The sequence below is a fragment of the Prevotella sp. P6B4 genome, assembly GCF_000619985.1.
In the GTDB taxonomy this organism is placed as follows: Bacteria; Bacteroidota; Bacteroidia; order Bacteroidales; family Bacteroidaceae; genus Prevotella.
In genome coordinates this window covers 156,651-168,038 of the sequence record NZ_JHVE01000002.1, presented here as the reverse complement: position 1 = coordinate 168,038, position 11,388 = coordinate 156,651, and the positions used below count along the sequence as shown (strand labels likewise).

Here is an 11,388-nt window from a genome sequence, read left to right as displayed (position 1 = left end):
TATATTATTTGTACCTTTGCACCCGCAAAAGTGAGTATTGCGCTGGCCGTGGAGCTAACAATGCCCTGATAAATAGCGACTTAGCCTTCGAAGACGAAGTAGTTGAAGTTCCTTTTTAAGTGGGTGTTTTATGCGCGCGGAAGATGCGGGAGCCACTTAAAAAGGAACATTTATTATATATTTTATAAACATTATTAATTTTTAAACTGAAATGCCAGGATTAATTGGAAGAAAAATCGGAATGACATCCGTTTTCAGTGCCGACGGTAAGAATGTACCGTGCACTGTTATCGAAGCTGGTCCTTGTGTTGTAACTCAGGTTAAGTCTGTTGAGAAGGATGGCTACAAGGCTGTTCAGCTCGCCTTCGGTGAGAAGAAGGAGAAGAATACCACCAAAGCAATGATGGGTATCTTCAAGAAGGCTAACACTACACCAAAGGCCCACTTGGCCGAGTTCAAGTTTGATGCCGAGTTGAATCTCGGTGACACCGTTACAGTCGACATCTTTGAGGGTGCCGAGTTTGTTGACGTTGTAGGAACTTCAAAAGGTAAAGGTTTTCAGGGCGTTGTGAAGCGTCATGGTTTTGGTGGCGTAGGCCAGGCTACTCACGGTCAGGACGACCGTCTGCGTAAGCCAGGTTCTATCGGTGCCTGTTCTTATCCCGCCAAGGTATTCAAGGGAATGCGCATGGGCGGCCAGATGGGTGGCGACAGAGTTACTACTCAGAACCTCAAAGTGTTAAAGGTGATTCCAGAGCACAACCTGATTCTTGTAAAGGGTAGCTGCGCTGGTTATAATGGTTCAACTGTTTTAATTAACAAGTAAGATGGAAGTTAGCGTATTGAATATCAAAGGTCAGGAGACCGGACGTAAGGTAACTCTGAACGAGGCTATCTTCGGAATTGAACCTAATGATCACGTTATTTATCTGGATGTAAAGCAGTATCTCGCTAACCAGCGTCAGGGTACAGCTAAGTCTAAGGAGAGAAGCGAAATCTCTGGTTCTACTCGTAAGCTTGGACGTCAGAAGGGTGGCGGCGGTGCCCGTCACGGAGATATCAACTCACCTCTGCTGCGTGGTGGTGGTCGTGTATTCGGTCCTACACCTCGTGACTACAGCTTCAAGCTGAATAAGAAGGTGAAGGCTCTTGCTCGTAAGTCAGCTCTGTCATACAAGGCTCAGGAGAATGCAATCGTAGTTGTTGAGGACTTCACTATGGAGGCTCCAAAGACTAAGGAGTTCATCAACATTGCAAAGAACCTGAAGGTTGACGGCAAGAAGACTCTCTTCGTAATGTCAGGTACTAATAACAATGTATATCTGTCGGCTCGCAATCTGCAGGGTGCAGAGGTAATGGAGGCTTCACTCGTTAACACCTACAAGGTGCTGAACGCTGATGTGCTCGTTATCACTGAGAAGTCTCTCCAGACAATCGACGGTATCTTAAACAAGTAAAAGGAGGACTAAGGATATGGCATTTATCATTAAACCCCTGGTCACTGAGAAGATGACCAAGATTACAGACAAGTCTTCTGTAGAGAAAACTTATAAGGTAAAGGGCGAGGAGCGTACCAAGAAGGCTGAGGCCAAGTATGGTTTCATTGTTCGTCCTGAGGCTAATAAGCTCGAGATTAAGAATGAGGTTGAGGCTCTGTACGATGTTACAGTAATCGACGTGAACACTGTTCGTTACGCCGGCAAGCGTAGCTCACGCTACACTAAGGCTGGTCTGATCAAGGGTCAGAAGAACGCGTTCAAGAAGGCAATCGTTACTCTGAAAGAGGGCGATGTAATTGATTTTTATAGCAATATTCAGTAATAAAAATGGCAGTACGTAAATTAAAGCCCGTAACTCCGGGTCAAAGACACAAGATTATTGGCACGTTCGAGGATATTACTGCATCCGTGCCAGAGAAGTCTCTCGTTTACGGTAAGCGTTCAACCGGTGGTCGAAACAACACCGGTAAGATGACTGTTCGCTACATGGGCGGTGGTCACAAGAAGAAGTATCGTCTGATCGACTTCAAGCGAGAGAAAGATGGTGTTCCAGCTGTAGTAAAGACAATCGAGTACGATCCTAACCGTTCAGCTCGCATTGCACTCCTTTTCTACGCTGATGGTGAAAAACGTTATATCATTGCTCCTAATGGACTGCAGGTTGGTGCAACTCTGATGTCAGGTGCAGACGCAGTACCCGAAGTAGGTAATGCGCTTCCATTGGCCAACATCCCTGTTGGTACAGTGATCCACAACATCGAGATGCGTCCCGGTCAGGGTGCCAAGCTCGTTCGTTCGGCAGGTAATTTCGCTCAGTTGACTTCTCGTGAGGGTAGCTATTGTGTGATCAAGCTTCCTTCAGGCGAGACTCGTCAGATTCTCTCAGCTTGTAAGGCTACTGTAGGTAGTGTAGGTAACTCAGACCACGCTCTTGAGGCATCGGGTAAGGCCGGTCGCTCTCGCTGGTTGGGTCAGCGTCCTCACAACCGTGGTGTAGTTATGAACCCACATGATCACCCAATGGGTGGTGGTGAAGGACGTCAGTCTGGAGGTCACCCACGTTCACGTAAGGGCTTGTACGCTAAGGGTCTTAAGACTCGTGCACCTAAGAAGCTTTCAAACAAGTACATTATTGAAAGAGCTAACAAGAAGTAAACAAGTTAATTAGAGTAAATTATGAGTCGTTCATTAAAGAAGGGTCCATACATCAACGTATCACTCGAGAAGAAGATTCTCGCTATGAATGAGAGTGGTAAGAAGAATGTCGTTAAGACATGGGCCAGAGCATCAATGATCTCACCCGATTTCGTGGGACACACTGTTGCAGTTCATAACGGTAACAAATTTATCCCTGTTTACGTTACAGAAAACATGGTTGGTCACAAGCTCGGAGAGTTTGCACCTACCCGTCGTTTCGGTGGTCACGCCGGTAACAAGAAGTAATCCCAGGGAAATTTAGGAATTAAGAATTAAGAATTAAGAATTAAAATGGGAGCAAGAAAACATATTAAGGCTGAAGAAAGAAAAGCAGCACTTAAGACACAGTATTTTGCCAAGCTGAATGGCTGCCCCTCTTCACCCCGCAAGATGCGCTATGTAGTGGACATGATCCGCGGCATGGAGGTGAATCGCGCACTGGGTGTTCTGAGATTCTCAAAGAAGGCAGCTGCAGCAAATGTAGAGAAACTCCTCCGTTCGGCCATCGCCAACTGGGAAGCCAAGAATGAGCGTAAGGCAGAGGACGGTGAGCTTTATGTAACTCGCGTATTCGTTGACGAGGGTGTTACAATGAAGAGAATGAGACCTGCACCACAGGGTCGCGGCTATCGTATCCGCAAGCGTTCTAACCACGTGACTCTGTTTGTTGATGCTAAAACTAATGATGTAAAAGAATAAGTATGGGACAGAAAGTTAATCCAATTAGCAACCGTCTTGGAATCGTAAGAGGTTGGGATTCAAATTGGTTCGGAGGCAAGGACTTCGGAGATAACCTGGTAGAGGATCAGAAAATCCGTAAGTACCTGAACGAGCGCCTGGCTAAGGCTAGCGTTTCAAAGATTGTCATCGAGCGCACATTGAAGCTGGTTACCATTACTATTTGCACAGCCCGTCCAGGTCTCGTCATTGGTAAAGGTGGACAAGATGTCGACAAACTGAAGGAAGAACTGAAGAAGCTCTATGACAAGGAGATTCAGATTAATATCTTCGAGGTAAAGCGCCCTGAGCTCGATGCCACGATTGTTGCTAACAACATCGCTCGCCAGGTAGAGGGTAAGATCGCTTACCGTCGTGCCATCAAGATGGCTATCCAGAACACGATGCGTGCTGGTGCCGAGGGTATCAAGGTTCAGATCTCAGGTCGTCTTAATGGAGCTGAAATCGCACGTAGCGAGATGCTGAAGGAGGGTCGTACTCCTCTGCACACCTACCGTGCTGACATTGACTACTGCCACGCTGAGGCTCTGACCAAGGTTGGTATTCTGGGTATTAAGGTATGGATTTGCCGTGGTGAGATCTATGGTAACGTTGATCTCGCACCTAACTTCACTCAGGAGAAATCAAATGGTCGCTCTAACGGCGGTAATGGTCGTGACAGAAAGTTCCGTAATAAGAAGAAGTAATAACGATTTAAAGTAGAAACTTATTATGTTACAGCCCAAAAGAGTAAGATATAGAAGACCTCAGGATGGACGCGGCAACAAAGGCAACGCCCACAGAGGAACAACACTGGCTTTCGGATCTTTCGGTATCAAGACTATGGATGCCAAGTGGATCGACAGCCGTCAGATTGAGGCAGCTCGTGTTGCTATCAATCGTTACATGAACCGTGAAGGTCAGGTATGGATTCGCATCTTCCCTGATAAGCCAATCACCCGCAAGCCTGCTGATGTGCGAATGGGTAAAGGTAAGGGAGATCCCGCAGGATGGGTTGCACCTGTTACACCAGGCCGTATTCTCTTTGAAGTAGAGGGCGTTCCTTTCGACATCGCTAAAGAGGCTCTGCGCCTCGGTGCTCAGAAGCTGCCCGTAAAGACTAAGTTTGTTGTAAGACGTGATTTCGATAAAAACGCTTAATTGAGTATGAAGATTAAAGAAGTAAGAGAGCTCGAGACCAAGGATCTGGCAGAGCGCATTGAGGCTGAGGTTGCAAAGTACAACCAGATGAAGTTGAACCACGCAATCACCCCACTTGAGAATCCATCTCAGATTAAGGCAGCTCGTCGCGACATCGCACGTATGAAATCAGAACTTCATCAGAGAGAACTTAATAAATAACAATGGTCCAGATGGAAACAAGAAATTTAAGAAAGACAAGACAGGGTGTCGTTATCAGCAACAAGATGGATAAAACCATTGTTATTGCAGCCAAGTTCAAGGAGAAGCACCCTATGTATGGTAAGTTTGTCCAGAAGACAAAGAAGTATCACGCACACGATGAGAATAACGAGTGCAATGTAGGTGATACCGTACTCATTATGGAAACCCGTCCTCTGTCAAAGACAAAGAGATGGAGATTAGTTAACATCGTAGAAAAAGCTAAGTAATTATGATACAGACAGAATCAAGACTTACAGTAGCTGACAACAGCGGTGCACGCGAGGCTCTCTGCATCCGTGTGCTGGGCGGCACCAAGCGCCGTTATGCCAGCGTAGGTGATATCATCGTTGTGTCTATCAAGAACGCGATCCCTACAAGTGATGTAAAGAAGGGTGCAGTATCTAAGGCTTTGGTTGTTCGCACTAAGAAGGAAATCCGTCGTGCCGATGGTTCTTACATCCGTTTCGACGACAATGCCTGCGTACTGCTGAACAATGCCGGTGAGCTCCGTGGTAGCCGTATCTTCGGCCCCGTTGCCCGTGAGCTCCGTGCCGTGAATATGAAGGTCGTTTCTTTGGCACCTGAGGTACTTTAATATTTAAATGATTAGAAGAAATGGCAAAGTTCAATATTAAGAAAAACGATACAGTCATCGTTCTGGCCGGTGAGGACAAGGGCAAGACTGGTAAGGTGCTGAAGGTTTTGACCGACAAGCAGCGTGCACTCGTTGAGGGCATCAACATGGTCAACAAGAGTGCTAAGCCAAGTGCCAAGAATCCTCAGGGAGGCTTTGTGAAGATGGAGGCTCCTATTCACATTTCGAATATTAGTTTGATTGACCCAAAGAGTGGCAAGGCTACCCGTGTTGCTATCAAGCGCGAAGGTAAGAATGTCGTTCGTGTCGCTAAAAAGTCAGGAGAGGAGATTAAGTAATGGCAAATACAGCACAGTTAAAGAAAGAGTACAAGGAGAAGATCGCTCCAGCTCTTCAGAAGCAGTTCAACTACACTTCTGCAATGCAGATTCCTGTCCTGAAGAAGATTGTAGTAAACCAGGGTCTTGGTGACGCTACTCAGGATAAGAAGATCATCGAGGTTGCTATCAACGAGATTACCGCTATCTGTGGTCAGAAGGCAGTTGCTACATATTCTAAGAAGGATATCGCTAACTTCAAGCTTCGTAAGAAGATGCCTATCGGTGTGATGGTAACTCTGCGCCGTGAGCGCATGTATGAGTTCCTCGAGAAGCTCGTTCGCATCGCTCTGCCCCGTATCCGTGACTTCAAGGGTATCGAGAGCAAGTTCGATGGCCGTGGTAACTACACACTGGGTATTCAGGAGCAGATTATCTTCCCAGAGATCAATATCGATTCAGTAGACCGTATTCAGGGTATGAACATCACCTTCGTAACTTCAGCTCAGACTGACGAGGAAGGTTTCGCACTGCTGAAGGCTTTCGGTCTCCCATTCAAGAACGCTAAAGATTAAGAGATATGGCAAAAGAATCAATGAAGGCCCGCGAGGTAAAGCGCGCTAAGCTCGTGGCTCGTTTCGCTGAGAAGCGTGCTGCCCTGAAGAAGGTGATCGCAACTACTGAGGATCCCGCAGAGGCTTATGAGGCAGCTCGCAAGCTGCAGAGCATCCCCAAGAACGCTAACCCCATCCGTCTGCACAACCGTTGCAAGATCACTGGTCGTCCAAAGGGATATATGCGTCAGTTCGGTCTCTCTCGTATCCAGTTCCGTGAGATGGCATCAAACGGTCTGATCCCTGGAGTTAAGAAGGCCAGCTGGTAAGCCCAGATTTAAGCAAAAGAGATTTATTAATTTAATATTGTCGGGGTAGTCCCGATTAATTAAAACATTTATTTTATGACAGATCCAATAGCAGATTATCTGACAAGACTCAGAAACGCCATCATGGCACATCACCGTGTCGTTGAGGTTCCTGCGTCAAACTTGAAGAAAGAGATCACTAAGATCCTCTTCGAGAAGGGTTACATCCTGAACTACAAGTTCATCGAGGATGGTCCTCAGGGTACTATCAAGGTTGCCTTGAAGTATGACCCTGCAACTCGTGAAAACGCCATCAAGTGCCTCAAGCGAGTTTCAACACCAGGTCTTCGCCAGTACACTGGTTACAAAGACATGCCGAGAGTAATTAACGGACTTGGAATCGCAATCCTTTCCACGTCTAAAGGTGTAATGACAGACAAAGAGGCTGCTGCCCTGAAAATCGGTGGTGAGGTTCTTTGCTATGTATATTAATTGGAGGATAGAATATGTCAAGAATAGGAAAATTGCCAATTAGTATCCCTGCAGGCGTTACTGTTGCTCAGGACAAGGACGGTGTTGTTACCGTAAAGGGTCCAAAGGGAGAGCTGACACAGAAGGTTGACCCCTCTATCAAGATGACTATCGAGGACGGTCAGATTAAGTTTGAGATCGATGAGAACAGCCCTGTAAACATTAAGCAGAAGCAGGCTTTCCATGGTCTTTATCGTGCGCTTGTTAACAATATGGTAGTAGGCGTAAGCGAAGGTTATAAGAAGGAGATGGAGCTCGTAGGTGTTGGTTACCGTGTTTCTAACCAGGGTAACATCATCGAGTTCGCACTCGGTTATACTCACCCCATCTTCATCCAGCTTCCACAGGAGGTTAAGGTTGAGACCAAGTCTGAGCGTAACCAGAACCCTCAGATTATCCTCGAGTCATGCGACAAGGCGCTGCTCGGTCTGATTTGTGCTAAGATTCGTTCTTTCCGTATGCCTGAGCCTTATAAAGGAAAGGGTATTTTGTTCAAGGGTGAGGTTATCCGTCGTAAGTCGGGTAAGTCAGCATCTGCGAAGTAATCTTGAAAATTAAACATTAAAGATTAAAAATTAAAGATTATGACAACAAAGAAAGTAGAAAGACGAATTAAGATCAAATATAGAATTCGTAAGAGCGTGTTCGGCACAGCCGAGCGTCCTCGTCTGAGCGTTTTCCGCAGCAACAAGCAGATTTATGCTCAGGTAATCAATGATTTGGAAGGTAAAACACTTGCTTCTGCATCTTCACTGGGTCTCGAGGCTATGCCTAAGATCCAGCAGGCTGAGAAGGTTGGTGAGCTCGTAGCCCAGAAGGCTCAGGAGGCCGGCGTAACAGCTGTAGTCTTCGACCGTAACGGTTATCTGTATCACGGCCGTGTTAAGTCGCTTGCAGACGCAGCACGTAAAGGTGGACTTAAATTCTAAACGATTATGGCAATGAACAAAGTTAAAGTAAATAGTGACGTAGAGTTGAAAGACAGACTGGTTGCCATCAACCGTGTTACCAAGGTAACAAAGGGAGGTCGCACCTTTACATTCGCAGCTATTGTGGTTGTCGGCGACGGCAACGGTATCATTGGCTGGGGTCTTGGTAAGGCTGGTGAAGTAACAGCAGCTATTGCTAAGGGTGTTGAGGCAGCTAAGAAGAATCTTGTTAAAGTTCCTGTACTCAAGGGCACCATCCCTCATGAGATGGAGGCTCGCTTCGGCGGTGCTCAGGTATTCCTGAAGCCGGCTGCTGCCGGTACCGGTCTTGTGGCCGGTGGTGCTATGCGTGCCGTTCTGGAGAGCGTAGGTATCAAGGATGTGCTCGCTAAGTCAAAGGGCTCATCTAACCCTCACAACCTGGTTAAGGCTACTATCGTAGCTCTGAGCCAGATGCGTGACGCCTACACTGTAGCTGGTACACGTGGAATCAGTATGGATAAAGTATTTAGAGGATAAGGAGAAGTAACTATGGCAACAATTAAGGTAAAGCAGATTAAGAGTAAGATCGGTTATCCTGTTGATCAGAAGCGCACTCTCGAGGCTCTCGGCCTGCGTAAGATCTCTCAGGTTGTTGAGGTAGAGGATACTCCTTCTATCCGTGGTATGATCCGTAAGGTACACCACTTGGTAACCGTCGTTGAGTAATTAACATTTTAAAAGTAGATTAGATTATGAAACTGAATAATTTAAAGCCGGCTGAGGGTTCTACCCACTCAAGTCGTCGTATCGGTCGCGGACCTGGTTCAGGTCTGGGTGGTACTTCTACTCGTGGTCACAAGGGTGCCAAGGCTCGTTCTGGTTATAAGAGAAAGATTGGTTTCGAAGGTGGTCAGATGCCTCTCCAGCGTCGTGTTCCGAAGGCTGGTTTCAAGAACATCAACCACAAGGAGTACTTTGCAGTAAACCTCTCTACACTTCAGAAGCTTGCTGAGGAGAAGAACCTCACCAAGATCGGAATTGCAGAGCTGATCGCTGCCGGTCTTACCAATGGCAAGGAGCTGGTTAAGGTTCTTGGCAACGGTGAACTGAAGGCTAAGGTTGACGTAGAGGCTAACGCTTTCTCAAAGACTGCTGAAGAGGCTATCAAGGCAGTAGGTGGTAACGCAACAAAAATCTGATTTTTAAAATGAAGAAGTTAATAGAGACACTGAAGAACATTTGGAAGATCGAGGATCTGCGTCAGCGCATCCTGATTACTCTCCTGTTTGTAGCGATTTATCGTTTCGGCTCGTTTGTGGTACTTCCCGGTATCAATCCAGCCATGTTAAGCCAATTGCAGTCACAGACTGCCGGTGGTCTTATGTCGCTGCTTGACATGTTCTCCGGTGGTGCATTCTCCAATGCGTCAATCTTCGCACTTGGAATCATGCCTTACATCTCTGCTTCTATCGTAATGCAGCTTCTTGCTGTCGCTGTTCCCTACGTGCAGAAAATGCAGCGTGAGGGAGAGAGCGGCCGCAAGAAGATCAGCATGTATACCCGTTGGCTCACTGTAGCCATCCTGTGCTTCCAGGCTCCGGGTTACTTGATGAATCTGAAGATGACCTCAGGAGCTGCTCTGGCAACAGGCATCTCTTGGTCATACTTCATGATTCCTGCTGTCATCATTCTTGCCGCAGGTAGTATGTTCATCCTGTGGTTGGGTGAGCGCATTACGGATAAGGGTATAGGTAATGGTATCTCACTGATTATTATGATCGGTATCATCGCTCGTCTGCCTCAGGCATTCATCCAGGAGGTCAGCTCGCGTTTCACTGCCATCACCAGTGGTGGACTGGTTATGTTCTTGGTCGAGATCATCATTCTCTATGCAGTTGTTTGCGCATCTATCGTTCTGGTTCAGGGCGTTCGCAAGGTGCCCGTGCAGTATGCAAAGCGCCTCGTAGGTAATAAGCAGGTAGGTGGTGCTCGTCAGTACATCCCACTGAAGCTGTTCGCAGCCAATGTGATGCCTATCATTTTTGCTCAGGCTCTCATGTTCATTCCTCTGAGTATTGCTCAGTGGATGAATCCTGAAAATACCTCATGGATTCTGCGCACTCTGATGGATCACCATAGTTGGGCTTACAACGTGATTTTCGCGTTCCTGATCATCGCATTCACCTATTTCTATACAGCCATTACTCTGAATCCTACTCAGATGGCTGAGGATATGAAGCGTAACAATGGTTTCATTCCTGGCGTTAAGCCTGGCAAGGAAACTGCCGAGTATATCGATACTGTTATGTCACGTATCACACTGCCCGGTTCATTGTTTATTGCTTTCATCGCTGTGATGCCTGCATTTGCAAGCTTGCTGAATGTACAGGATGCGTTCTCTCAGTTCTTCGGTGGAACATCTCTGCTGATTCTTGTCGGTGTTGTTCTCGACACACTGGCACAGATTGAGAGTCACCTGCTGATGCGTCACTATGATGGCCTGCTCAGCTCAGGTCGTATTCATGGACGTGGAATGGCTGCTTATTAATCTTCTATGAAGATATTTCTAAAGACAGAAGATGAAATAGAGCTGATGCGCCAGGCCAACCAACTTGTTGGACGTACGCTTGGTGAATTGGCTAAACATATTAAGCCTGGTATAACGACCCTCCAGTTGGATCAGATAGCGGACGAGTTCATTAGAGATAATGGAGCTATTCCAACATTCAAGGGTTACCCCAATCCATATGGAGGGCCGTTTCCTGCCAGCATCTGTACCTCGGTGAATGACGTAGTGGTTCATGGTGTCCCCAATGCCGAGACTGTTCTCAAAGAGGGTGATATCATTTCCATTGACTGCGGAACACTGTTAAACGGCTTTAATGGCGACTCTTGTTACACATTCTGTGTAGGCGAGGTCTCCGAAGAAGTCAAACAACTGTTGAAGACTACCAAGGAGTCTCTTTACAAAGGCATTGAGAATGCCGTTGCAGGTAAACATCTTGGCGATATCAGCAGTGCGGTACAGGAGCATTGTGAGGCTCAGAAGTACGGCGTCGTTCGTGAACTGGCCGGACATGGTATCGGTCGTGAGATGCACGAGGACCCACAGGTGCCTAACTATGGCCGTCGTGGCAACGGTATTATGCTGAAAGCCGGTATGTGTATTGCGATTGAGCCGATGATTACTATGGGCAAGCGCGACATCTGGATGGATGCTGATCGCTGGACTATCCGCACACGTGACGGAAAACCAGCTGCTCACTTTGAGCATACCATCGCCATCAGAAAGGGCCAGGCCGATATCCTTTCTTCTTTCGAAGAGGTTGAATTATTAGAAGGTAAGTTATATTAA

The 11,388-nt window shown here is 46.9% G+C and carries 22 protein-coding genes; all 22 read left to right on the top strand.

What is annotated here, in order from left to right; genetic code table 11:
• Nucleotides 1–211: 211 nt before the first annotated feature.
• Nucleotides 212–826: a 50S ribosomal protein L3 gene (gene rplC / locus T491_RS0101935; RefSeq protein ID WP_028902378.1), complete on the top strand. Its 615-nt coding sequence runs from the start codon at nt 212–214 to the stop codon at nt 824–826.
• A 1-nt stretch (nt 827) separates the two neighbouring features.
• The gene (gene rplD, locus T491_RS0101930; RefSeq protein ID WP_028902377.1) at nt 828–1,457 is read left to right on the top strand and encodes a 50S ribosomal protein L4; all 630 of its coding nucleotides are present in this window, start codon (nt 828–830) and stop codon (nt 1,455–1,457) included.
• Between the two features lie 16 nt (nt 1,458–1,473).
• On the top strand, nt 1,474–1,821 hold the full coding sequence (rplW, locus tag T491_RS0101925; RefSeq protein ID WP_028902376.1) for a 50S ribosomal protein L23: 348 nt from the start codon (nt 1,474–1,476) through the stop codon (nt 1,819–1,821).
• A gap of 5 nt (nt 1,822–1,826) precedes the next feature.
• On the top strand, nt 1,827–2,654 hold the full coding sequence (gene rplB / locus T491_RS0101920) for a 50S ribosomal protein L2 (protein ID WP_013064908.1): 828 nt from the start codon (nt 1,827–1,829) through the stop codon (nt 2,652–2,654).
• 21 nt (nt 2,655–2,675) lie between these two features.
• Nucleotides 2,676–2,942 (top strand): 30S ribosomal protein S19, encoded by a 267-nt coding sequence (gene rpsS / locus T491_RS0101915; RefSeq protein WP_013065476.1) that lies wholly within the window; start codon nt 2,676–2,678, stop codon nt 2,940–2,942.
• A 45-nt stretch (nt 2,943–2,987) separates the two neighbouring features.
• On the top strand, nt 2,988–3,395 hold the full coding sequence (gene rplV / locus T491_RS0101910; protein WP_028902375.1) for a 50S ribosomal protein L22: 408 nt from the start codon (nt 2,988–2,990) through the stop codon (nt 3,393–3,395).
• A 2-nt stretch (nt 3,396–3,397) separates the two neighbouring features.
• The gene (rpsC, locus tag T491_RS0101905) at nt 3,398–4,120 is read left to right on the top strand and encodes a 30S ribosomal protein S3 (protein WP_013064542.1); all 723 of its coding nucleotides are present in this window, start codon (nt 3,398–3,400) and stop codon (nt 4,118–4,120) included.
• 25 nt (nt 4,121–4,145) lie between these two features.
• A complete protein-coding gene (rplP, locus tag T491_RS0101900) occupies nt 4,146–4,574 on the top strand; it encodes a 50S ribosomal protein L16 (RefSeq protein ID WP_028902374.1) in 429 nt (142 codons plus the stop codon).
• Between the two features lie 6 nt (nt 4,575–4,580).
• Entirely contained in the window at nt 4,581–4,775 is a 195-nt protein-coding gene (rpmC, locus tag T491_RS0101895; protein ID WP_013065209.1) for a 50S ribosomal protein L29, read from the top strand.
• 2 nt (nt 4,776–4,777) lie between these two features.
• Nucleotides 4,778–5,044 carry a 30S ribosomal protein S17 gene (gene rpsQ, locus T491_RS0101890; RefSeq protein WP_013063072.1) on the top strand — a complete coding sequence of 89 codons (267 nt, stop codon included), beginning with the start codon at nt 4,778–4,780 and terminating at the stop codon, nt 5,042–5,044.
• A 2-nt stretch (nt 5,045–5,046) separates the two neighbouring features.
• Nucleotides 5,047–5,412: a 50S ribosomal protein L14 gene (rplN, locus tag T491_RS0101885; protein WP_013065032.1), complete on the top strand. Its 366-nt coding sequence runs from the start codon at nt 5,047–5,049 to the stop codon at nt 5,410–5,412.
• Nucleotides 5,413–5,432: 20 nt separating this feature from the next.
• On the top strand, nt 5,433–5,750 hold the full coding sequence (gene rplX, locus T491_RS0101880; RefSeq protein WP_028902372.1) for a 50S ribosomal protein L24: 318 nt from the start codon (nt 5,433–5,435) through the stop codon (nt 5,748–5,750).
• The gene (gene rplE, locus T491_RS0101875; RefSeq protein WP_028902371.1) at nt 5,750–6,304 is read left to right on the top strand and encodes a 50S ribosomal protein L5; all 555 of its coding nucleotides are present in this window, start codon (nt 5,750–5,752) and stop codon (nt 6,302–6,304) included. Before rplX ends, rplE begins: the two co-directional genes overlap by 1 nt.
• 5 nt (nt 6,305–6,309) lie before the next feature.
• Nucleotides 6,310–6,612, top strand: coding sequence for a 30S ribosomal protein S14 (gene rpsN / locus T491_RS0101870; RefSeq protein WP_028902370.1), 303 nt, complete (start codon nt 6,310–6,312; stop codon nt 6,610–6,612).
• 75 nt (nt 6,613–6,687) lie between these two features.
• Complete coding sequence (gene rpsH / locus T491_RS0101865; RefSeq protein WP_028902369.1) at nt 6,688–7,083, top strand: 30S ribosomal protein S8; 396 nt, start codon at nt 6,688–6,690, stop codon at nt 7,081–7,083.
• A gap of 14 nt (nt 7,084–7,097) precedes the next feature.
• Nucleotides 7,098–7,667 (top strand): 50S ribosomal protein L6, encoded by a 570-nt coding sequence (rplF, locus tag T491_RS0101860; protein ID WP_028902368.1) that lies wholly within the window; start codon nt 7,098–7,100, stop codon nt 7,665–7,667.
• A gap of 39 nt (nt 7,668–7,706) precedes the next feature.
• Nucleotides 7,707–8,051, top strand: coding sequence for a 50S ribosomal protein L18 (rplR, locus tag T491_RS0101855; RefSeq protein ID WP_028902367.1), 345 nt, complete (start codon nt 7,707–7,709; stop codon nt 8,049–8,051).
• 6 nt (nt 8,052–8,057) lie between these two features.
• Nucleotides 8,058–8,570 (top strand): 30S ribosomal protein S5, encoded by a 513-nt coding sequence (gene rpsE / locus T491_RS0101850; protein WP_028902366.1) that lies wholly within the window; start codon nt 8,058–8,060, stop codon nt 8,568–8,570.
• 12 nt (nt 8,571–8,582) lie between these two features.
• Entirely contained in the window at nt 8,583–8,759 is a 177-nt protein-coding gene (gene rpmD, locus T491_RS0101845; RefSeq protein ID WP_013063208.1) for a 50S ribosomal protein L30, read from the top strand.
• A gap of 26 nt (nt 8,760–8,785) precedes the next feature.
• On the top strand, nt 8,786–9,232 hold the full coding sequence (gene rplO, locus T491_RS0101840; RefSeq protein WP_028902365.1) for a 50S ribosomal protein L15: 447 nt from the start codon (nt 8,786–8,788) through the stop codon (nt 9,230–9,232).
• Nucleotides 9,233–9,240: 8 nt separating this feature from the next.
• Nucleotides 9,241–10,581 carry a preprotein translocase subunit SecY gene (gene secY / locus T491_RS0101835; protein WP_028902364.1) on the top strand — a complete coding sequence of 447 codons (1,341 nt, stop codon included), beginning with the start codon at nt 9,241–9,243 and terminating at the stop codon, nt 10,579–10,581.
• A gap of 6 nt (nt 10,582–10,587) precedes the next feature.
• Entirely contained in the window at nt 10,588–11,388 is an 801-nt protein-coding gene (gene map, locus T491_RS0101830; protein ID WP_028902363.1) for a type I methionyl aminopeptidase, read from the top strand.